The organism is Aquimarina sp. 2-A2 (assembly GCF_045505135.1).
In the GTDB taxonomy this organism is placed as follows: Bacteria; Bacteroidota; Bacteroidia; order Flavobacteriales; family Flavobacteriaceae; genus Aquimarina; species Aquimarina intermedia.
Map to the genome: position 1 here is coordinate 202,464 of NZ_JBJKFI010000004.1, position 20,458 is coordinate 222,921.

Below are 20,458 nucleotides of genomic sequence, written 5' to 3' on the forward strand. Positions count from 1 at the left end.
AACCATGATCAAAAATTTTTGGATCCTACTGTTAGTATTGGTGAGCCTGTTTGCTAGCGCGCAACAAATAGCACCTATACAAAAGGATAGCACGGTACGTGTAGACACCCTAAAAGTTATTGAGGTAGAAGGGACTACACAAGAAATTGCAGAAAAAGTAGAAAATGAACTTATTGAAGATCTTACTCCCCCTCCAATTTGGGAATTCTTTTCTTTCAGTAAAATATTTTGGTCGTTATTGTTGGTTCTTGTTGGATACCTCCTGATCCGATTTATTGTCACAGTTCTCGAACGTTTTGCTGAAAAATTTACTACGCAACGTATTACTATCAAAGGCTTGATTCCTATCGTAAAAATCTTTGGATGGATTTTTATCATGATACTTATTGTTATTGGTATTTTTCAACCCCCTGCTGCTACCGTGATCGCTGTCATGGCTTCCCTTGGGATTGCTATCGGATTTGCTGCGCAGGATATTCTTAAAAATGTTTTTGGCGGAGTGATGATTTTGTTAGATCGCCCTTTCAAAGTGGGTGATAAAATTGAGGTTGGTAGTTTTTATGGAGAGGTAATCGAAATAGGATTGAGATCGATTCGCATTATAACACCTGATGATTCACTGGTAAGTATTCCTAATGGCGAGTTGATGAACAAATCTGTCTCAAACGCTAATAATGGAGAAGCTAATTGCCAGGTGGTAGCAGAAATTTATCTTCCGATTACAGTTAATACAAACCGCGTTCGACAAGTCGCTATAGAATCAGCCCAAGTATCAAAATATATTTATCTGAATAAACCTATTGCTGTATTATTCTTTAACGAAGTAAAGGAGAAACGATCCTATTTAAAAATGAGGTTAAAAGCTTATGTTATCGATATTCGTTATGAGTTTGCTTTCAAAAGTGACATGACAGAGATTGTGATGAAGCAGTTGTTAGAAGAAAAATTAATGGATCCCGAAGATTTAAATTAAATGTTTCTTATATCGCCAGCTAGTCGGTAAAATCTTCATTCGTTTTGACTATTGGAGATGCAGAATCTTTAGCATATAGTTCATCAGCCAACATTTCTTCTTTATCTAATATTTGTATACCTTTTTGCATAACCAACGAATTGGGTAACGATATATTCTCACCCTTGTCTGTTTGCATAAAAAAGTAAAACCCGGTAATGTCTTGAACAATTCCCGTCCAGTCAAAATCTTTATCTAATATTCTAACCCTGTCCCCTATTCTGACAGGATGATTAAAAAACAAAATTACACTTGAGGTTAGATTGGAAAGTATGGACCACTGTGCAAAGAAACCAACGCCAAGTACTGCCAGAATTGAAGAAATAAAAACAGAAAATTGTTTAATATCCACGCCCCAAATAATTGCTAAAATGGTTCCGGTAATCAGGTATGTTAATAAATATGCCAGATTAAAGATTACTTTTCTTCGATTTACCTCGATGGCCCGCACAAAGGTGAATTTTTTGATCGCTCTTTTAGTAATTAAGATAATAGCTATCGACAAGCATATAAGTGCTAACGTATACACCAATTCCTCTTTGTAAATCATCAAATTCATGTGCAATTTTTTTGATGTAAAAATAAATTTTATTTAATTACAAAAACTAGCAAAGTTAGTATTCCGCTATAAGTTTTTTGGCACCTGTCTGCCGAAAGTATTGTTGATAGCTTTCCTTTCTATAAAAGAGAAGCCAATTCTTCTGGTCCTAATTACGCCAAAGAATACATGTTTACTATAAGAGCACAGAGCAAATTTGCATATATTTTATCAAATTTTTTATGTTGGTTAAGGATTATAGTTTGCGCAAATTAAAGATTAAAGATTAAAGATTAGAACTTACACCATATCATCTCTTTTTAATCTTGTTGTTGTTCCTAATTCTTAAATGTTTTATGTTAGAAAAACCTAAAAGATATTTCTCTAAATATCTTCAAGATTTCTCTTGCTATTAATCAAAACTCTTAAATAGATGTAATTATAACATTTCACCTGATAGGTCTAGAATAAATCTTTACCAATCTTAACTCATATAATCTGGAATATAATGTATGATTTTAATTAAGTATTTAAAAAAGCATAAAAATTATTATATCTGACACCATAAAATAATCCCTTCAATCAAAATATCTATAAAGAATTTAATGACACTCTTTAACACTAGAAAGATAAATGATTTATCATCAAACTAATTGATAAAGAAGCTATATGAAGGTTATGGTTACATTATGAAGGTTATGGTTACATAACTATTTACAGTATTTTCAGTCCTAAATTTCGAGACACAAAATGCCAATGGGATAATATTCTATCTGCTATTTATTGTTCGTAATCCATATAGGTATTTGAATTGTGTGAATAGGAATAACGAAATAGAAAGAATAATTTAATCTAAAATTTTCTAAATCTTACTTACAGTGCACAAACTTGAAAATAAGATGCTTTAGACCTCAGTATAATCCATGTAAAATAATGAAAAACTTTGATAAGAAGCTTAAAACGGAATATGAAGTTATGTAAAGTTACTGTTGTTGGCTTAGTCCATGTATTTCATTTTTCATAAAATAATCTATAATTAAGGAATCACCGGATTTATTGAGATGACCGTAATCCTTAAAATACTTATATTTATTTGAAATGGCTAATTCTTTATTTAAATCCAAAACTCTTACATCATGATCATTCGATAAATCTGATAATTGATCTTTTACTTCGAGAGGAACGTTTTCAGTATAGTAGCTAGTTAAAGGCATTTTCAATAATATTACCTCACAGTTATTTTCATTTAAAAATGTTATTAGTTTTTTTAGATATGTCTTTTGTATAGAATCTTTTAATAAATAACTTTCGTGATTCCAATGCCTATGTATAGCATTGGATATTGATAACGTGTCTTTTATAATATTATTCATTGAGTTTTCACTTTTATTATTTAAATAGACTCTATGGAATAATTTGGGAATTTTTTTTATATCAAAAAAGGAATAATCCAAATCACTTGGGCGTATCTTAGAATACTTGTGATTTACTATGTTGTAGGTATTAACCTGTTCAAACATAGATGCTCTCCAACCAGGGAGTAACGAGTCATTTGCTAATCTATTTTCGTAAAGTTTTGACAAACTGTGATAATTACTAGCTATATAAATTTTTTTGCCCTTTAGCTGGTCAATAAATTGTTCAGAAAACTTAAAAAGAACAAAAAAAGGACTTCCATGGATTGATAAATTATATATATTTTCATTACGAATAAACTCCGTTTGACTATCTCCTAATACAATTACAGGGTATCTTGCGATATCATTTTTGAAGCTAAATTTTAGAAAATAAAAAATTGCAACATAAGCAACGATAGGTGTTATAAAGAATAAAGTCGTTTTAAATATAAATTTTTTCATTATTAAAATTGAAAATAGATAAATTGTTGTTCTCTACCACCAAACCATAGTATAGCGATAATAAGTGTGTAATAAAAAGCATACCTAATCGGCAGTTTCCACTTTGTGCCTAAATGAGCAATTGCATATTGTCCCTCCCTGCCTTTCCATTCAATTATGACAAATATTACAACAAACAAAATAGTTATTAGAGCATCCCTTACTCCATCAAACTTTGGAATTGTAAATAATGACAATGATAAAATTTCCGAAATGTAATTCACTGCGTGTTTAATACTATTCGCCCGAAAAAATATCCAAGAGAAAACAGTCATACTAAAAGTTAATAGTATATAAAAGAGTTCTTTAAAGCTAGGAAAAGATTTTCCATAAGCAACTATTTCGAGGTTATTTCGATTGTTATTGGTCAACAAAAGTGGTAAGAAATAAATTGCATTTAATGCTCCCCATACAATAAAAGTCCAATTCGCACCGTGCCAAAATCCACTTACAATGAAAATTATAAATGTATTCCGTACTTTCATCCAAGTACCACCTTTACTACCACCTAATGGAATATAAAGATAGTCCCTAAACCACGTTGAAAGTGAAATATGCCAACGTCTCCAAAATTCTGCTATATCTCTTGAAAAGTAAGGGAAATTAAAGTTTCTCATTAAATCAAATCCAAATAGGCGTGATGTTCCGATTGCAATGTCAGAATACCCCGAAAAGTCTCCATAAATCTGAAATGTAAAAAATAAAGCACCCAAAACTAATGTACTTCCCGAATAGTCCGCTGAATTATTGAAAATTAAATTGGCGTATTCAGCACAATTATCTGCAATCACTATTTTTTTAAACAAACCCCACAGGATTTGTCTCATTCCGTCCACTGCTTTTACATAATCAAAATTCCGCTTTTTATAAAACTGTGGAAGTAAATGAGTTGCTCGTTCAATAGGACCAGCAACTAATTGGGGGAAAAAACTTACAAAGGCCGAAAATGCTATAAAATCTTTTGTTGGTTCTAGTTTTCTTTTGTAAACATCAATCGTATAACTCAAAGTTTGGAAAGTATAGAAACTAATTCCAACTGGTAAAATAATATTCAATGAGTTAGCTTTTATCTCTGATCCAAAAAATGAAAATGCCGTTATAAAATTGTCAAGAAAGAAATTATAGTACTTGAAAAAACCTAGAAATCCAAGATTAACCAAAATACTTATCCAAAGTAAAACTTTCCGCTTAGTTTGACTCTCTTCTAATCTAAGCTTTCGACCAACAAAATAGTCTACTAAAGTACTAAACAGTATCAATGAAAGAAACCTCCAGTCCCACCATCCATAAAAACAATAACTTGCTGCGACTATTAAGAAGTTTTGAAGAGTCAAGTTTTTGTTTGTCACAAACCAGTAAAGAATAAAAACTATAGGAAGGAAAATTGCAAAGTCAATTGAGTTAAAAAGCATTCAGTAGTGTATATTCTTTAAAGTTTATATTTATTCTTTAGATTTCGTACGATGAACACCATGTTTATAAATAATTTCACAATAGAAAAACTCGCTAAGCACAGGTTTATTTGCCCCAAAGATAATAAATGTGGCTAAAATTCCTAACTAAGTTACTGTCATTACAAGCTTGCACTCTCAATGTAAAAGTAGAATGATCAAATCTGTTTTGTCCTGTACTATACCCGTCCAATCAAAATCTTTATCTAATATTCTGACCCTATCCCCTATTTTAACAGTATGATTAAAGAACAAAATAACACTTGATGTAAGATTGAAAAGCATGGACCACTGCGCAAAGAAACCAATATCAAGTACAGCCAGAATTTAAGAGCTAAAAACCGAAAATTGTATAATATACACGTTCCATATAATTGCTAAAATCTTACCGGTAATCAAATACGCTAATAAATATGTCGGATTAAAGATTACTTTTCTTCGATTTACCTCGATGGCCCGCACAAAGGTGATTTTCTTGATTGCTATTGACAATCATATAAATGCTAAAGTATACACCAATTCCTCTACGTAAATCATCAGATTCATATGCGATTTTTTTAAGGTGAAAGTAAATTTTATTTAATTACAAAAAGTGACTCAGTTCCTTTATAATATTAAAATATTTAGATCTGTTTTTCTTAAAGCGAAGCAGTCACAGTTCTTCTTCCAAATTGCCACATTAGAATTCCCCCGGTTATAAACATCCATATAGAATAAGCGCCGATTGGAATTCCCATTTCTATATTGTTCAATATTGAAGTTGCAATCACAAATGCCAATGTACCGTTTTGAATACCACTCTCTATAGTAATTGAAATAACGCTTTCTAATTTCAGCTTAAATAATTTAGCTGTCAAATAGCCTACACCCATAGTCACAAGATTTAATACTAGTGTAACGAGTCCGGCAGCTTTCATTCCATCCACTAAAATAGCTGCATTGGCTCCCAATACTGCTATAAATACTAATATAAAAATTATTGTAGAAGCCGTACGCATTGGTTTTTCCATTCGTTTTGCAAAATTGGTTTTATATTTTCGAATGAGCATTCCTATGGAAATAGGTATAACCGTTATTCCCATTATCTGTACGATGGTATCTAGTACAGGTAATTGTATTGCAACATCTGTAGCACTATCAAAATAGGCCAATGCATACGATAGGATAAAGGGTATGGTAAATATACTTACAACACTAGCAAAAGCAGTCAAGGTTACGGATAGCGCGATATTTCCCTTACACACCTGCGTTATCAAATTACTGGTAGCACCACCAGGGCAAGTTGCCAAAATCATGACTCCTACTGCCATGACCGGACTCAGATCAAAAGCAATAGCTAAAAGAAAGCCAATAATAGGTAAGAAAATAAGTTGATTGGTAAGACCGATCAAAAAAGCTTTCGGAAATTTAACAATTCTCGTGAAATCGGCAGGAACTAGTGTCATTCCCATTCCTAACATAATTATTGCTAGGGATAGTGGCAGGAACACTTTCCCTATAAGTTCAGCTGCTGTCATAGGCTAATAAATTATTAATATTTATTCCTTATTTGTATGAACAAACAATGGAGTTGATCATTATTACCTAAATGTTCTTTCCTTCAGTATTATTCTACCATAATCAAACATCATCAGCAATTAATAACTATTTTCAAAAACGTCGTTAATTGTTAAAAGAAAAACTCTTCTCTACTGATTAAATGTAAGTATTTACTATGACATATAATTAAAGCCGTTATGAAAGCAAACTGTGCGCTAGGATGACTTACTAGTATACTTAGATTAAGGTTTTTTTCTAACACCTTCTAATATATCCGAATTCAATTTCATTTCCGAACTTGATTTGTGTAGGACAGATATATCACCTGTAGATTCTAAAACAACAGCTTCAACTTGATCAAAATCTAATACATTAGCCTCTCTTAGTTTAGCAATTAGCTGCGTTTTTTCGATCCGAGCGTACTTTAGGTTGTCATACAGGATTTCATCCCCGTTCATAAGTAATAATGGTTTATTAGAAATCACAGCACTCAACTTAGAGAATTTTCTTTGCAGGTATGAAAATGTGTATGTTAGAATGAGTAAACTGGCAATTGCCGTCGCACCGTGAAGAATAGTCGTGCTCGAAGTTAGCGTTGAGGATATAATACTACCAATCGCAACTGTGAATGCAAAATCATATGCTGTGAATTTTGCAAAAGATCTCAGCCCAATAATCCGTGTTAAAGTAACGACAGCGACAAAAATTAATATACTTCCTACAAATGTTTCCCAAAGTGGGTCCTTAAAATTATAAATCCATTCCATTGAAAATAATTTGAATTTTGTTATTTATATTTAATTTGTTTCTTCTAAAGCATACGAGGATCTTGATGGTCGTAAATAAATCAAAACAACACCAATTCTAATTATACCATCACCTAATAAAAGGATTGCTGTGAATATACCTATTTTATTTTCATATCAGATAATTTTACTATATGGTTAACAAAATTGATTTGTTTTTCTTCTAAGCAAAGAATAGTATAATTATTAAACTCTGGTTTTACCTCATCGATAAAAATAAGAAAGCTACATGTGGAGGCCCATCTTTTTTGTGTCAAGAAAAATTCGGGACAATTTTTTCTCCTATTATTTCAATCAATTCATGTGCCGGTCTGGAACCATACTTTAAATTAAGTATCACGTGATTGACACCTTCCGATTCTAATGATTTCAAATGAGCATTTAAATATTCAGTTCCCGATTTGAATCCAAGATGGATGGGTGTCGGCTTGCTTTTTGAATCTGTAGTTATGTCTACATACAAGGATTGCATAAAAGGTTTCCAGTCTGTTTGTGTTTTAGAAAGTGAATCTCTCCATTGTTGCATTACCAATTGCAATGTTCTGAAATCTCGTGGGTAATATAGCCAACCATCTGAATGTTCTGCAATCCAGTCTAATGATTGTTCGGAATATCCAGTTACAAGCATAGGCGTTTTTTTATAATACTTTGGCAGCAAATCAATCCCTCCATTTGTGTTACCATAAAATTTTGAAGAATACTTCGGAAAATCTCCTTGCAATGCTTTAATGTAATGAAAGCTATCTCTAAATAAGTCTGATTTATTTTCTAACTGCTGATTAAATGCAGGATATTCAATGGGTCTGTCTCCTGATGCAACACCCAAAATTAATCTTTCATTTGAAAGTATTTGAAGACTATTTATTGATTTTGCCGTATGAACAGGATGACGTAACGGTAAAATTATACTTCCTGTAGCTAAAGCAATATCCTTTGTGTGATTCATTATGTGAGTCATATAAACCCAAGGATCATAAAGTTGTCCTGCATCACCAAAAAATGGATCATTAAATGGAACATCCCGAAACCAAAGTGCTTTAAACCCCAATTCTTCAGCTCGTTTAGCGAGTTGTTCTTGATTTTCCATTTTTGCAACAGCACCACTATATGTTTCTAATGGAAATACCAACCCTAAGGTTACTTTTCCTTTGGATGCTATTTTATCAAAGACACGCATCTAAAAGTTTAAAATTTTGTTCGTTTCAAGAAGTAATTGATTAATTTTTTCCTGGTTGTAAGCATCATTATGAGCATTAGAAAAAATTCCTTTATCATTATCAAAATATTTTCCACTATTTTCTATGTGCTTTTCTGAAACAGCTAGTTCACATACAATATCCGCTCCTTTATCTGCTGATGACCAAAACTTGCCATAGGCTTCCTGAACCATTTTAGTGTTCAATAGTGAACCTGGATTTACCGCAATCGTCGTTATTTCTGGAAATGCTTTCGCGAAATAGAAACTCCACATAGTCAAGGCTAACTTACTTTGAGCATAGGCCTCTTGACTAGAAATAGTCTCATTACCTCTTAACGCTTCCATAGAAACTGATGATTGAGCTGCAGAACTTAAATTGATGATTCTTGGCGAAGCACTATTTTTAAGAACGGACAATAAACCGTTTGTAAGCAGGTACGGTGCAAAATAATTTACTGCAAATCGCATATCTAAAGTATCCTGATTTTGCTTGATAGAACTCTTAAAAACTCCTGCATTATTAATCAAAACATCAATTGAAGCAAGTTCATTTGATAGTTCGGCAATCATTTTTTTGATACTATCAAAGTCTGATAAATCCGAGACAAAACCGCTAACCTTATCATTGGATGCTTGTGCTTTGATTTCTGAAATTGTATTTTCTAATTTCTCGGAATTTCTTCCATGCACAATAATTTGATGACCATCATTAGCAAGTTTTAGAGCACTAAGTTTACCAACTCCGTCTGTACTCCCGGTAATTAATATTGTTTTCATAGTTAATTAATTTTTATACTTCCATTTGTTCTTATGTAAAGGATAACGTCATTTTTTGAAGTTGAAATTGAATGAATTGCTTTGTTAGTTGAACTAAAATAACTACCAGCGTCTAATATTTTTGTTTCTTGATTTTGAGGGAGTGTATAGTTCAATTCACCCTCAATTACGACCGAATGTAAAACCGTTCCATCTGATTGTAGGGTTCCACTAAATGTTTTTGGAAGTTTAACAAAAAGTCCTTTTGAGTCCTTGGCTTCCCATAGAAAACTTAGTTCAGCTTTACTATTAGAATCAATCCAAGTTGTATGTTTACTGTTTAGCCAAACTACATTTGAGGCATTAATGTTAATTGGTCGCTCTCCGTTGTCGTACGCTTCCTCTATTGGTTGCACTAAATACGGTCCTTTATCTATTTCAACTAATGCTATATTTTCTTCACCTTTGGCAGCAGTAATATGCGATTCTCCTTTGGGTTGTGTCCAAAAACTACCTGGTTTCATCCACATAGTTTCAGCCTGTGGATCGTCATTATGAATACTTCCTTTAATAACTACAGCTCGGTACGTTACATTGTGAATATGTGGTGGTGATGAAAATCCGTCAACAAACTTTGCCAAAAATCCAGTGGCAACTTCATCCTTTCTATCACCCCAAATGGTTCCCGCTTGTGGACTTTGATCTCCTCTTGCAGGATTTAATTTTTCCCATATAATTTCGCTACTCAACAGAACTTTGTTTGTTGGATTTTCTACCTGCTCAAAATTATTGTTTTCAGCTTCATTTTTTAGCTGTCTATCATCTTTACAGGAGATTAAAAACAAAAATGATACAATTAGTGCTATGTATGGAAATCTTAAAGTCATAACATTATTTTTTAGTTTTCAACTACTACTTTTCCTATTGCTTTTTTGCTTTCAAGTCTGGCGTAAGCATCTTGGACAGTATCTAAAGAAAATTGTTGTTCGTCTAATAAGGGTTTCAATGCTCCTGCCTCAGCAATTTTTGCGATGTTGCGTAAAATTTCTCCGTGTTGTTCTCTTTTGAAATTGTGTAACATAGGTATCAACATAAATACAACATGTAGCGATAGCCCTTTAAAGTGCATTGTAGTTAAATCAAGTTCACATAAAGACACTGTTGTTGCCACTTGACCATTAAGAGCTGCTGCTTCAAAAGATTTAAGCATATTTTCTCCTCCTACGGAATCAAACACAATATCGAATCCTACGCCATTTGTATGTTTATTGACGTAATCTTCTACTTGTTCTGTTTTATAATTTATGGCTTTTGCACCATAATCTTCCACAACTTGCATTTGTTTTTCTCCGCCAACTGTTGCATATACATCTGCTCCGAAATATTTGGCCAATTGTACAGCTACGTGCCCAACTCCACCTGTTCCGCCGTGCACCAAAACTTTTTGACCACCTTTAATGTTTGCTCGAATTAGACCTTCGTAAGCAGTTATACCTACCAAAGGCAGCGCCGCAGCTTCTTTCATTGTCAGGTTATTTGGTTTTCTTGCAATCAATTTACTATCAGCAGCTATATAGTCCGCCAATGTTCCTTGTAATTCTGAAAGTCCCCCTGCACAACCATAGACTTCATCTCCCACCGAAAATTCAGTAACGCCTGCTCCTATTTTTTCAATTGTACCCGCAAAGTCCATTCCCAGTATTGCTGGTGTTGCTGGTGCAAAGGGTAAATCGTTTCCCATATTTCTAATCATTGTATCTACTGTATTGATACTAGATGCAGAAATCCTTACCAATACCTGGCCACTTTTAAGCGTTGGATTTTCTATTTCTCTTGACTCAAAGCTTGCGTTTTCCCCATATTCATTGATACTCATTGCTTTCATAATGTACTGATTTTTAATTACTATATATTTTATAGTTGCAAACTTAAGTATAGTATTCTATCTTTGCAATAACGGTCAAAAATGATAGTATAAAATATATGAAAACAGCGGAACCAAAAATGCTTGAATTCAGAGGGAATGCATATCCTTGTTGTGCAAGTTTAACAATGGGAATTATTGGTGGGAAATGGAAAACAGTTATCCTCTTTCATTTGATGAATGAAAAATTGAGATATAACGAATTGAGAAAATCAATGCCAACCGTAACTGAAAGAACCTTGAGCCTTCAACTAAAGGCTTTAGAAGAAGATGGTTTAATTAAAAGAACCGTCTTTACTTCTAAACCCCCTTTAAAAGTTGAATATTCTCTAACTGATTTTGGAAAGACTTTAATTCCGTTAATTCAATCCATTGCGGATTGGGGCGATTCTGTGGTTGAAAAATATTCAAAATCGATATGATATTCAGTGCAGCCGTTCGGTAGGAGACATCCTTTACACAAGTTTAAAATTAGGCTTCCACAGTAAATTAGTTAGCTCCCTGTGCTCTTTGGGATTCAACTTTGATTAGATTTTCTATCTAATTGAATGATCAATCCCCCAAAAATGACTTCAACGACTCCGCCTACTATTCCACCTATTTGAAATGGTTGATTAGAAATCAAACATATTATTCCTGATGCTGTCAATACAAGTCCCAATAGCCAATATATTTTCATTCCGTAAATTGATTGGAACACCAAATACCTTGCACCAATTATCATAAGCATTACTGGAAAAAACCATTGTTTTTCTATTTGGAAGATCGCATACGCCATGAATAGACCAATAAACAAAATTATGGTACTTTCGAAAGCCAAAAAAGCGAGAGGATTATTTTTTTGGTGCTTACCTGTTCTATTGAATAGCTTTGTAGAAATCATTCCTAAAGGGTAGATCAGCATACCACCTAGAAAGAAAGTTAAAATACTCATTTCTTTAGTTGCATAAACTGCAACTATTCCTGAGACAATCCATACAATACTTGAGGCTAAAACACCTGTTCCGCCTCCTACGTAGGCATCACGCATATCTTTTTGTAAGTCTTTAAAAGGTATATCCAGCATAATTTAACTTATTTTTTTAGTACGGGTTTTTTCAACGCAATGGGTTCTTATAGCAATTCGTTGAGGATCAAAAGTTACGTTTTTTCAGTTGAATGGGTAGTAGTACGTAGTGTAAAAAAAAGATTCCCTCAATAAATGCGTTTTGTAATAGGTGTTAGAATCTGCAGTGTATTTGACCGTATACCTTGAAGTTGCCAACCACGACTTGCATTTTATGTCTATACTATGCAAACGAATCCAATAATCTAAATAAGTCGGTCTTATAATTTTTTATATCTGGTAATTGTTAGCAAATAGTTTAAACCCATTAGTAAAAGTAACGTCCAAAAAAATGGAACTGCAACATTGCCAGCTAAAATTTTAAGTCCTAAAAAATGATGGATCAAATAAATAGAAATTACTGTTACCAGTATAAACCCAACAATTATTTGACGTAATGACCAGATGGTGATTGAGCTCGGTAAAACATTTTGAGTTTCAATCTTCTGCATTACCTTATCGGTAAAGTCAACACTTGTAGCTACTTCACTCTTTTCTATAAGTTTTTTGATATCTTTATCGTTCATAGTAAATTATCAATTTCATCCCCAAGCAGCTGTTTAAGTATTAAGTGTAAATTTTTACGGCCCCGATGTAAATCTACCCGTATTTTTGAGGTGCTAAATTTTGTAATTATTTCGATTTCTTTTAGACTCATTTCACAAAGGTAAAAAAGTCTTATTACCAGAGCTTCATCCATTTTCAGCTGTTCCATTGCTTTCTGGATATACTCTTTTTGGTCTTGCAATAGTAGGATTTGATTATCTTTCCTTTTTGTGGATAGATTTATTACAACCTCACTTTCTTCGATTGAAATATTATTTTTGTGTCTTCTCAGTTCATTATTACAGGTATTGACTACTATTTTATACAGCCAAGTTGAAAATTTAGATTTAAACTTAAACCTTCCAAGGTTTCTATGAACTTTGATAAATACCTCTTGAAGAATATCTTCTGCCAATGATTTATTCTTAATGATAGATAAAGCTAAGGATAAAGACTTGTCCTTATGAATATCCACCAAAGTGCGGAAGGCTTTTGAATCGCCGTTTCGTGCCCTGATTATAAGTTCGTTTTCTTTATCTTCTTTTCTATTGCCCAAACTTATCTTCCAAATGATGTGCGACAATTAGGCCTAAACCACCAAACAGTACAATCGTTCCCCATATCAGCAAATCTGCGGTGTCCTCATTAAGCTCCATTAAGGTGAATAATGATGATGTCATTAGCCCCAAACCAAGACCTATTAAGATGCCCCCCACGTGAATAAACCTATTTTTTATAATAGTTTTTGAGGTTTGCATACCGTTCTCTGCCATTGCCTTTCGAATTAAGTAGGTGTATCGGGCAATGATATAAATTACCGAAATGATGAGAGCAAAAAATGTAATCCCGAAAATGACCTCTTGAGTTGTTGTGTTCATCACTGTTCTATATTATTTCATTAAAAAATATTCTCTATTACCGTATTAAATCCTTGAATAAAAGGTAATGCTTTATTGCTATTGGTAAAGAAAACGATTCCAAATTCTTTTTTTGGTAAAATCATCATATAGGATTGAAAGTCGTGATTATTACCCGTATGCATATGCATCGTTCCATATTTAGTCGGCTTTTGCGCCATTCCCAATCCCCATCCAGTCTGCCCTATTTGTTTTTTTAATGGGTTGTCATCCTTGAAGTGCGTATGTTCCTTAAACATTTCGGAAAATGTTTCATTTTTCAAACCTTCTTGTTGCAACAATGCGACTAAAAATTGGGCATATTCTTTTGCTTCGCTATGTAAACTTGAAAAGGCATTAAAGGTTTTACCATTCCACCAGCCGCCTTGGGATGGATGCTTCTGAGTAGGTTTACCATCTTTATTGTGACCAAAAGATTTGTGTTCTGCTAAATAGTCATCCCATACAAAAGTACTGTGAGACATACGTAACGGTCGTGTAACTTCTTTTTGAAAAAGTGCATTGAGGTCGCTTTTATAACCAATGTCATTTAATTCACCAATTACTATTGCTAAGTATTGAAATGCTTCGCCGGAGTACATAAAATCAGTACCGGGTGTAAAAGCGAGCTTTATATCACTACCCTCTGCATGATTAGGAAAACCGGTTTGATGCGATAACACCATGCGTGCTGTTATCAATTTATATTCTTCTTTTGAGGTTTCTGCAATACCTGAATGAGGCAAATATTCATGAAGTGGCTTATCCAAATCTAGTATTCCTTTCTCTACCATCCTCATAACGAAATAAGCAAAAATGGGTTTACTTAGAGAAGCTCCTTCAAATAGAGTTCTTTTAGTTACTGGTTTTTTGGTTTCGGTATTTATAACTCCAAAGGTATTATGATACACTATTTCAGAGTCATTGACTATGGCGATGGATAACCCGGGCATATTTACTGCTCTAAGGATACTATCAATTTTTGCGTCAAGTGTAGTTGAAGAAGTTTTATTTCCATTAACTGCGGTAATCATTTTCTTATTTGATTGGGCATAAGAATTAAAAGCTAATGCTGTGCAAAACAGTAACACTATAGAATTTTTCATTAGGATTGGTAATGGGTTCATCTTTGTCAATTTTAATTGTGAATACTTTATGTATTGAGCGCTCCTATTAATTGGACAAGATGACTCGGAAAAATGTTACATAATGAACTCAATTTTTTGTTAGTAGAGTTTTTTAAGGTTCTTTTATAGGATCAAAAAGCCACTTAAAACGTACGGTTCTTATAAAATCCATAGAGAGTAGCAAACAAGCTTTTATAGATTAAATCTAGGTTTGCAAATGGTAACCTACTAAATTAAAAAATAATAGCGGTTCTTGTATTTACACAAAACCGCTATTGTTTTTATATAAGCGTACCGGCTGATTTCTGATGTTACTACTCTATTTATATTGAACAACTTCCATCGCAAGTTTCACTTGTTTGATCCATGGTTGCATTAATTCCATCATTTCCTTCCCATTCATTCATTACCTCCGGTGCTGGTCTGGCATTAATTCCTTCTCCATAAACTGTTGCGGTGCCATGTGTGTAAAACGCTTCCCAATCAACTCCTTGTGGATCTGTTATCCATGACTTTTGACTTTTAGAATAACAACAGGTACAATCTCCCTCTTCAAATATTTCTCCTTTTGCTTTTTCCATATTAGAATATACAACTTGTAACTCTTCTGCAGTATCTAATTGAAGTCCTAGATGCTCTATACCTGTTTCCTTGTGACCTGTTGATATCGCAAAATTAATGCTTGGATCATCTAACATCCATTTAGCATAATCAGGTTTCACCAATGTGACGGTTTTACCAAATAAAGCGTTGTAAAAATTTATACTCTCTTTCAAATTTTTTACTCTTACGTGAACATGAAATCTTCTCATTTTTATTGTTTTAATGATTACTATTTATGTCAAGACTTCAGTTGTAATAAAAAGACGCAAAAAATTCTATTTTTTTTTCTTCAAAGCTATAAGTGGTTTACAAGTATCCTTTAGATCGATATGTATGGGAACGCCATTTTTGTCTGTTTCCAGATGATAGCAGGTTATAATTTCTTGTTTTAACAATACCCGAGCTCGCTGTATTCTACTTTTAGTTGCACTAAGTCCAAGCCCTAGTTTAACAGCAATTTGTTTTTGAGAAATCCCTTCAAAATCTGCCATCTTTAAAGGAACCGCATATTTTTTAGGCAAAAAATCTACAAGAGGTTCTAAAAACAATGATAACTCTTCCCATTTGTTTAAATTTTCTTGATCCCCATCTATTCCAATCAATTCTCTTTTTTTTGCTTCTTTTTTTAGAATATCTAAGGATGCATTATGTGCAATTTGATATAACCAGGAGTTTAAATTGTTTATTTCGTGCTGTGAACAACATGATTTGTGAATTTTTAATAATACTTCTTGCGTAACTTCTTCTGCAAGGTCTGTATTTCCAAATCGTGATAAGACATATCCATACAATTTCTCTTTAGATTTATTCCATATACTCCACACTTGTTTGTATTCTGTAATTTCCATTTTTTCAATTTGATATCTTTGTAAACTCGATGTTTCAATACGTGCCCAACCTTTTTATTTGTTCAACCGATTAACCGTTATCAAACGCTTTTAAAATTTTTACGATTTGCTGTGGTTTGAATTTACTCTTTCTCATACTGTTTAAAATTAAGATTTTTATTCTACTTTTAAACAGTTCAGCTTTAATGGAAAGTTACAGGGAGTTTAGTTTATTATTTTTTCCAAATGCCATATTTTGGAAACTATCTGCCATCCATCTTCTCCATTAACAAAGCCAAGATGGTCTACAAATACATTATTATGGGCCCTGATTCTTATTTTTACAGTGGCACAAGATGGTGATAACCAATCAATCAACAAAATTTCTGCTTCAGGTTCTTGCCCTTTGCTCGCAGGCGATACTCTTCCTCCAACATCTTTGCTAAAACTATCAATGGGTTCAACGAAAACCTTTCCTTCATCGACATCAAATAAACTAGAGTTTTTATGAAATATTTTGTCTAGCATTTCAGTATCACAATAATAAAGGGCATCGAAGTAAGTTTGTACAGCACTTAGTAAATCGGTAGTTGAGTTCATTTTTTGTTTTTGCATAATTTCTAAAATTTATTTTATGTCAAAATTAGTTTGACTATTGTATTATTTTTAATCTAGAAATTGAGCTTTTTAAATTTATAGCTGAAATTTTCTCAACTTCACTATAATTACAAATTGTTAATTTTGCTACTTATGGAAATTAAATATTTTAGACTTATAAAAACTATTGCAGAAGAAGGTAGTATTGCTAATTCTGCTGAAAAATTATTTTTAACTCAATCGGCTTTGAGTCATCAATTAAGAGAACTGGAAGAAAGATTGGGATTTAAGGTCTTTCATAGAACTCGAAATAAATGGGAATTGACAGACGAAGGAGTCGAATTATATAAATTGGGGAATACAATTCTTGAAAGTATTGAAAAAGGTTTTCAAAACATTGAAGAGTTGCGAACTGGTTCTGTTGGCACTATCAAAGTGAGTACTGCATGTTATAGTTTCTATCAGGGTCTTTCTTCTTTTATACAGAAAATGGGGCTTTTATATCCTGATATTAATGTTGATTTAATTCTTGAAGCAACACACCAACCAATACCAAAAATTTTATCTAACGAAATTGATATAGCTATAGTTACTACAAAACCTGAAAATGAAACTTTATCAAGTATAGAAATTTACGAAGACGAGATTTTTGCAATAATGCATAGAGAAAACCCTTTAAATAAAACTGATTTTTTAGATGCAAATGATTTTTCAAAGTCACATTTGATAATCCATTCTTTTCCTTTGGAAACAGTCTCGGTATATGATCAATTTTTAAAACCGTATAAAATTAATCCACACAAGATTTCCGCTATTCCTCTTACCGAGGTTGCCTTAGAAATGGTCGATGCAAATATGGGAATAATGTGTATGCCTAAATGGGCATTAAAGTCCTTTAAATTGTCTGACGATTTAATTTTTAAACGAATTAGCAGATGTGGATTGAAAAGAATACATCATTTAGTTTTCCGTAAAATCGATAAATCAAAGAAGTATATTAATGACTTTATTTCAAATTTTGAAGATGATTTTTCGAAGGTTTGAGAGGCTTTCAGCTTGTAGCTAATATTCTCGTATAACCGTTAGTCAATGGTTTAATTTTTTTTATTTTCAATTAAGCACCAATGTGTGAAATCCTGAGTGAGTTCAGATCCGCCTTAATAGAGCCTGTGCATTGTTATGTGGTATTTTATATTTCATTCATCAATTTTGCCGAATTCCAAACAGTGGCAAACTCTTTGTTCAAGCTCGCAAGTGTGGTAAGATGTATTGTTTCAGAATCATATTTTTCCCCATTAATTCCAACTAGGTCAAAAGCTACAGTAGCATCTGAAATCAAATATGTTTCATAACCATAATTTCCTGCCATTCGAGTTGTAGTTGAAACGCAATGATTGGTTGTGATTCCAACTATTACCAAGCTTGTAATTCTCATTTCATCCAATTGCTCTTTTAAATTAGTCCCAATAAAAGCACTATTTACATTTTTTGTTATTATCGATTCGTTTTCTTTAGGTAAAACATTATCATTAAATTCAAAACCTATGTTTTGCTCATTGAGTTTAGATTCAGGGTTTGTGGAGCTGTGTCTTATGTGAAAAACAGGCAAATTCAGTTTACGCCATTTACTTAATATTTTTCCGCAAACTATTTCCGCATTTTTATTGTTTCTGCTTCCACCCCAATAGTCTTCATCCGAAAAAGCTTTTTGCACATCAACTAAGATGAGTGCAGGATTTTTTTCTTTTAAATTCATTTCAAATTTTATTCAATTTTAATGATACACAAAGATCTCGTGCATGAATTCGTTGCGTGTTTAAGCATTAAAGTTAGTGAAAAATCACAGATAGAAAATTCCAGCGGGATTATCGTAGGTAGGCTCTCATTAGCTACGAATTATACATATCGTTATTTGCTAAACTTTTATCATTCTAAGAAGTATAAACGTCCGATTAGTAACAAATAGCATTGTAAGTCGTCTTCCGATAAAACGGATACGTATGAAATACCCTTTGATTAAGCCCCAATATTACTTCTTGATATTCAAAGAAATTGTAAGTTTTATTAAAAATCCCAGAATTGAGAAAACTCTCGAAAAATCAGTGAAGTTTAAAATTTATGATACTATTGGACTGTACTTTTTGAAGTTAATATTCTTAATACCGGTTGTGTAATTTTTTGCCATGGTATATGACCCAGAAAATATACAAAAAGTAAATATGTCTGAACGCTTTACACCACTGGTTTTTTTATTAGTGGGCGGAGTGATTCTTCCATTGGTTGAAGAAGTTGCATTCAGACTTTCATTAAAATTTAAACCCATTTATTTGGGTTTATCGTCAAGTGTACTCTGCTATTATATAGTAACTAAATTTATTTTCCATACCAAAATTAGCAGTATAGATGAAAGTTTTTTAATAAGGATAATTATCTCATTTTTATTGGGAATAGTTCTTTATTCTGTAATCAATATTAAACCATTAAAGGAGCAATTGATTAAATTTTGGAACCTACACTTTCGAAGTATTTATTATATCTCTTGTGTGTTTTTTGCTTGGATACATATATCGAAGTACGAATTAAACTGGGCGAATATTCTTTTACTTCCTATACTTACTTTACCCCAATTGATGAGTGCTTTAATTTATGGGTATATTAGAGTGTCTTTTGGTTTTCAGTACCCACTATTATTCCATATGTCCAATAATTTAATAAGTATTGGATTGTCTTTTTTACCCTTTACTGATTTATTTTTAAATTGATAATTATATATTTTATCGAAATGGTTGCTATTGGCCTTGGCTATGGCTTCGTAGCGGAATGGTTCGACAGAATTATTCCGCCGTAAACCAAAGTTAGTAAACACACAGGAATTTCTGAGAGGAAATTCCGTCGCAATGAACTATAGCAGTTATTGTGTGTAGTTATTTCTAGTATTATTTGGACTTTTTTAATTTGGCAACTTCTATTGGTATGAATTTAGGAAGATAATTTGGGACACAATTCTTTGCTACCATTTCGTCTTTGTAAAGACCCGTTTTTTCTCCAATCAAAATACATCTATCACGATACTTTTCTTGCCATTTCCCTATTTGACCAGCCGTATAATTCATTGCCCATTGGACTTCAGGCTCTTCTTTCATAAGATTTTTCTCAATTGAATCTAACAGTTCCTCTGTATTGGATTGGCTTGTATTTCCCATCCATCTCAATCTTGCTTGATAATACCAAAATACTCTCCTTTGTAGTTTAGAAGAACTATTTTTCCACGTCTCCATAAGAGGAATTATCTTTTTGTCTTTAGATAATTGATTAGCCATTAACCAATCTATCAAATGATTTCGCTCATCAAAGTCGTGTTTCTGAATATCATTGTCAAGTTGGTCAATTACTTCTTGATTTAGATGTTTTTTGTCCATTATCAGAATTGCTAACTGACGAGGCAAAAATTCTTCAGTTGTCCAAAGTTCCATAGCCAAAGCGTGGTCTTTTTTAATTTCTTTTGCGATTTTTCTCAAGTCTCCCAGCTTTGTTGTTTCATTGTCGATTTCGCTAAATATTTTTTGTGCTTTTGACGATAGTTTCATTTCGTTCTTGATTATTCCTAAATTACACACAACGGTTCCGGTATGCAT

Annotated in this window: 24 protein-coding genes; 3 read left to right on the plus strand and 21 right to left on the minus strand. The window is 32.7% G+C overall.

What is annotated here, in order from left to right; all coding sequences use genetic code 11:
* Window positions 1-4: 4 nt before the first annotated feature.
* On the plus strand, window positions 5-973 hold the full coding sequence (locus tag ACJRPK_RS11570; protein WP_407140063.1) for a mechanosensitive ion channel family protein: 969 nt from the start codon (window positions 5-7) through the stop codon (window positions 971-973).
* A 19-nt stretch (window positions 974-992) separates the two neighbouring features.
* Here ACJRPK_RS11570 and ACJRPK_RS11575 read toward each other — a convergent pair whose 3' ends face one another.
* From ACJRPK_RS11575 to ACJRPK_RS11620, 10 genes are all read right to left on the minus strand, one after another.
* Window positions 993-1,571 (minus strand): mechanosensitive ion channel domain-containing protein, encoded by a 579-nt coding sequence (locus tag ACJRPK_RS11575; RefSeq protein ID WP_407140065.1) that lies wholly within the window; start codon window positions 1,569-1,571, stop codon window positions 993-995.
* Between the two features lie 962 nt (window positions 1,572-2,533).
* Complete coding sequence (locus ACJRPK_RS11580; protein ID WP_407140067.1) at window positions 2,534-3,409, minus strand: hypothetical protein; 876 nt, start codon at window positions 3,407-3,409, stop codon at window positions 2,534-2,536.
* Window positions 3,410-3,411: 2 nt separating this feature from the next.
* Window positions 3,412-4,860, minus strand: coding sequence for an MBOAT family O-acyltransferase (locus ACJRPK_RS11585; protein WP_407140068.1), 1,449 nt, complete (start codon window positions 4,858-4,860; stop codon window positions 3,412-3,414).
* Between the two features lie 177 nt (window positions 4,861-5,037).
* Complete coding sequence (locus ACJRPK_RS11590; protein WP_407140070.1) at window positions 5,038-5,184, minus strand: mechanosensitive ion channel domain-containing protein; 147 nt, start codon at window positions 5,182-5,184, stop codon at window positions 5,038-5,040.
* Window positions 5,185-5,537: 353 nt separating this feature from the next.
* Complete coding sequence (locus ACJRPK_RS11595) at window positions 5,538-6,416, minus strand: bile acid:sodium symporter family protein (RefSeq protein WP_407140072.1); 879 nt, start codon at window positions 6,414-6,416, stop codon at window positions 5,538-5,540.
* A gap of 264 nt (window positions 6,417-6,680) precedes the next feature.
* Window positions 6,681-7,205: a DUF421 domain-containing protein gene (locus ACJRPK_RS11600; protein WP_407140074.1), complete on the minus strand. Its 525-nt coding sequence runs from the start codon at window positions 7,203-7,205 to the stop codon at window positions 6,681-6,683.
* Window positions 7,206-7,497: 292 nt separating this feature from the next.
* Window positions 7,498-8,421, minus strand: coding sequence for an LLM class oxidoreductase (locus ACJRPK_RS11605; RefSeq protein ID WP_407140075.1), 924 nt, complete (start codon window positions 8,419-8,421; stop codon window positions 7,498-7,500).
* Window positions 8,422-9,219: an SDR family NAD(P)-dependent oxidoreductase gene (locus ACJRPK_RS11610; RefSeq protein ID WP_407140077.1), complete on the minus strand. Its 798-nt coding sequence runs from the start codon at window positions 9,217-9,219 to the stop codon at window positions 8,422-8,424. It abuts the gene before it with no gap.
* 2 nt (window positions 9,220-9,221) lie between these two features.
* Window positions 9,222-10,085: a DUF4437 domain-containing protein gene (locus tag ACJRPK_RS11615; RefSeq protein ID WP_407140079.1), complete on the minus strand. Its 864-nt coding sequence runs from the start codon at window positions 10,083-10,085 to the stop codon at window positions 9,222-9,224.
* An 11-nt stretch (window positions 10,086-10,096) separates the two neighbouring features.
* On the minus strand, window positions 10,097-11,083 hold the full coding sequence (locus tag ACJRPK_RS11620; RefSeq protein ID WP_407140081.1) for a zinc-dependent alcohol dehydrogenase family protein: 987 nt from the start codon (window positions 11,081-11,083) through the stop codon (window positions 10,097-10,099).
* A gap of 98 nt (window positions 11,084-11,181) precedes the next feature.
* Between ACJRPK_RS11620 and ACJRPK_RS11625 the strand changes: the two genes are divergently transcribed.
* Window positions 11,182-11,544, plus strand: a complete 363-nt coding sequence (locus ACJRPK_RS11625; RefSeq protein WP_407140083.1) for a winged helix-turn-helix transcriptional regulator — start codon at window positions 11,182-11,184, stop codon at window positions 11,542-11,544.
* 95 nt (window positions 11,545-11,639) lie between these two features.
* Here ACJRPK_RS11625 and ACJRPK_RS11630 read toward each other — a convergent pair whose 3' ends face one another.
* The 8 genes from ACJRPK_RS11630 to ACJRPK_RS11665 all read right to left on the minus strand — a co-directional run bounded on the left by ACJRPK_RS11630 (window position 11,640) and on the right by ACJRPK_RS11665 (window position 16,841).
* Window positions 11,640-12,188 carry a DUF7010 family protein gene (locus tag ACJRPK_RS11630; protein WP_407140085.1) on the minus strand — a complete coding sequence of 183 codons (549 nt, stop codon included), beginning with the start codon at window positions 12,186-12,188 and terminating at the stop codon, window positions 11,640-11,642.
* A 260-nt stretch (window positions 12,189-12,448) separates the two neighbouring features.
* Window positions 12,449-12,754, minus strand: coding sequence for a hypothetical protein (locus tag ACJRPK_RS11635; RefSeq protein ID WP_407140087.1), 306 nt, complete (start codon window positions 12,752-12,754; stop codon window positions 12,449-12,451).
* The gene (locus tag ACJRPK_RS11640) at window positions 12,751-13,329 is read right to left on the minus strand and encodes an RNA polymerase sigma factor (RefSeq protein ID WP_407140089.1); all 579 of its coding nucleotides are present in this window, start codon (window positions 13,327-13,329) and stop codon (window positions 12,751-12,753) included. The genes ACJRPK_RS11635 and ACJRPK_RS11640 overlap by 4 nt, the downstream gene beginning before the upstream one ends.
* Window positions 13,319-13,651: a DUF6249 domain-containing protein gene (locus tag ACJRPK_RS11645; RefSeq protein WP_407140090.1), complete on the minus strand. Its 333-nt coding sequence runs from the start codon at window positions 13,649-13,651 to the stop codon at window positions 13,319-13,321. Before ACJRPK_RS11645 ends, ACJRPK_RS11640 begins: the two co-directional genes overlap by 11 nt.
* A gap of 20 nt (window positions 13,652-13,671) precedes the next feature.
* Window positions 13,672-14,796 carry a serine hydrolase domain-containing protein gene (locus ACJRPK_RS11650; RefSeq protein WP_407140092.1) on the minus strand — a complete coding sequence of 375 codons (1,125 nt, stop codon included), beginning with the start codon at window positions 14,794-14,796 and terminating at the stop codon, window positions 13,672-13,674.
* A 323-nt stretch (window positions 14,797-15,119) separates the two neighbouring features.
* Complete coding sequence (locus ACJRPK_RS11655) at window positions 15,120-15,608, minus strand: VOC family protein (RefSeq protein ID WP_407140094.1); 489 nt, start codon at window positions 15,606-15,608, stop codon at window positions 15,120-15,122.
* Between the two features lie 66 nt (window positions 15,609-15,674).
* Window positions 15,675-16,247: a sigma-70 family RNA polymerase sigma factor gene (locus ACJRPK_RS11660; protein WP_407140096.1), complete on the minus strand. Its 573-nt coding sequence runs from the start codon at window positions 16,245-16,247 to the stop codon at window positions 15,675-15,677.
* A gap of 204 nt (window positions 16,248-16,451) precedes the next feature.
* Window positions 16,452-16,841 carry a nuclear transport factor 2 family protein gene (locus ACJRPK_RS11665; protein ID WP_407140098.1) on the minus strand — a complete coding sequence of 130 codons (390 nt, stop codon included), beginning with the start codon at window positions 16,839-16,841 and terminating at the stop codon, window positions 16,452-16,454.
* Window positions 16,842-16,976: 135 nt separating this feature from the next.
* On the opposite strand from ACJRPK_RS11665, the gene ACJRPK_RS11670 reads away from it, so the two are divergent.
* Window positions 16,977-17,867 (plus strand): LysR family transcriptional regulator, encoded by an 891-nt coding sequence (locus ACJRPK_RS11670; protein ID WP_407140100.1) that lies wholly within the window; start codon window positions 16,977-16,979, stop codon window positions 17,865-17,867.
* 145 nt (window positions 17,868-18,012) lie between these two features.
* On the opposite strand, the gene ACJRPK_RS11675 is transcribed toward ACJRPK_RS11670, so the two are convergent.
* From ACJRPK_RS11675 to ACJRPK_RS11685, 3 genes are all read right to left on the minus strand, one after another.
* Entirely contained in the window at window positions 18,013-18,579 is a 567-nt protein-coding gene (locus ACJRPK_RS11675) for a cysteine hydrolase family protein (protein ID WP_407140102.1), read from the minus strand.
* Window positions 18,580-18,939: 360 nt separating this feature from the next.
* Window positions 18,940-19,146 (minus strand): hypothetical protein, encoded by a 207-nt coding sequence (locus ACJRPK_RS11680; protein WP_407140104.1) that lies wholly within the window; start codon window positions 19,144-19,146, stop codon window positions 18,940-18,942.
* Window positions 19,147-19,759: 613 nt separating this feature from the next.
* Window positions 19,760-20,410: a DNA alkylation repair protein gene (locus ACJRPK_RS11685; RefSeq protein ID WP_407140106.1), complete on the minus strand. Its 651-nt coding sequence runs from the start codon at window positions 20,408-20,410 to the stop codon at window positions 19,760-19,762.
* Window positions 20,411-20,458 lie beyond the last annotated feature (48 nt).

Coding starts and splice junctions, on each gene's coding strand:
- ACJRPK_RS11670 (WP_407140100.1), top strand. CDS start 16,977: ATGGAAATTAAATATTTTAGACTTATAAAAACTATTGCAGAAGAAGGT.
- ACJRPK_RS11605 (WP_407140075.1), bottom strand. CDS start 8,421: ATGCGTGTCTTTGATAAAATAGCATCCAAAGGAAAAGTAACCTTAGGG.
- ACJRPK_RS11630 (WP_407140085.1), bottom strand. CDS start 12,188: ATGCTGGATATACCTTTTAAAGACTTACAAAAAGATATGCGTGATGCC.
- ACJRPK_RS11680 (WP_407140104.1), bottom strand. CDS start 19,146: ATGGGTTTAAATTTTAATGAAAGTCTGAATGCAACTTCTTCAACCAAT.
- ACJRPK_RS11575 (WP_407140065.1), bottom strand. CDS start 1,571: ATGAATTTGATGATTTACAAAGAGGAATTGGTGTATACGTTAGCACTT.
- ACJRPK_RS11675 (WP_407140102.1), bottom strand. CDS start 18,579: ATGAATTTAAAAGAAAAAAATCCTGCACTCATCTTAGTTGATGTGCAA.
- ACJRPK_RS11660 (WP_407140096.1), bottom strand. CDS start 16,247: ATGGAAATTACAGAATACAAACAAGTGTGGAGTATATGGAATAAATCT.
- ACJRPK_RS11585 (WP_407140068.1), bottom strand. CDS start 4,860: ATGCTTTTTAACTCAATTGACTTTGCAATTTTCCTTCCTATAGTTTTT.
- ACJRPK_RS11665 (WP_407140098.1), bottom strand. CDS start 16,841: ATGCAAAAACAAAAAATGAACTCAACTACCGATTTACTAAGTGCTGTA.
- ACJRPK_RS11625 (WP_407140083.1), top strand. CDS start 11,182: ATGAAAACAGCGGAACCAAAAATGCTTGAATTCAGAGGGAATGCATAT.
- ACJRPK_RS11635 (WP_407140087.1), bottom strand. CDS start 12,754: ATGAACGATAAAGATATCAAAAAACTTATAGAAAAGAGTGAAGTAGCT.
- ACJRPK_RS11610 (WP_407140077.1), bottom strand. CDS start 9,219: ATGAAAACAATATTAATTACCGGGAGTACAGACGGAGTTGGTAAACTT.
- ACJRPK_RS11685 (WP_407140106.1), bottom strand. CDS start 20,410: ATGAAACTATCGTCAAAAGCACAAAAAATATTTAGCGAAATCGACAAT.
- ACJRPK_RS11655 (WP_407140094.1), bottom strand. CDS start 15,608: ATGAGAAGATTTCATGTTCACGTAAGAGTAAAAAATTTGAAAGAGAGT.
- ACJRPK_RS11615 (WP_407140079.1), bottom strand. CDS start 10,085: ATGACTTTAAGATTTCCATACATAGCACTAATTGTATCATTTTTGTTT.
- ACJRPK_RS11645 (WP_407140090.1), bottom strand. CDS start 13,651: ATGAACACAACAACTCAAGAGGTCATTTTCGGGATTACATTTTTTGCT.
- ACJRPK_RS11590 (WP_407140070.1), bottom strand. CDS start 5,184: ATGCTTTTCAATCTTACATCAAGTGTTATTTTGTTCTTTAATCATACT.
- ACJRPK_RS11595 (WP_407140072.1), bottom strand. CDS start 6,416: ATGACAGCAGCTGAACTTATAGGGAAAGTGTTCCTGCCACTATCCCTA.
- ACJRPK_RS11600 (WP_407140074.1), bottom strand. CDS start 7,205: ATGGAATGGATTTATAATTTTAAGGACCCACTTTGGGAAACATTTGTA.
- ACJRPK_RS11580 (WP_407140067.1), bottom strand. CDS start 3,409: ATGAAAAAATTTATATTTAAAACGACTTTATTCTTTATAACACCTATC.
- ACJRPK_RS11620 (WP_407140081.1), bottom strand. CDS start 11,083: ATGAAAGCAATGAGTATCAATGAATATGGGGAAAACGCAAGCTTTGAG.
- ACJRPK_RS11570 (WP_407140063.1), top strand. CDS start 5: ATGATCAAAAATTTTTGGATCCTACTGTTAGTATTGGTGAGCCTGTTT.
- ACJRPK_RS11650 (WP_407140092.1), bottom strand. CDS start 14,796: ATGAACCCATTACCAATCCTAATGAAAAATTCTATAGTGTTACTGTTT.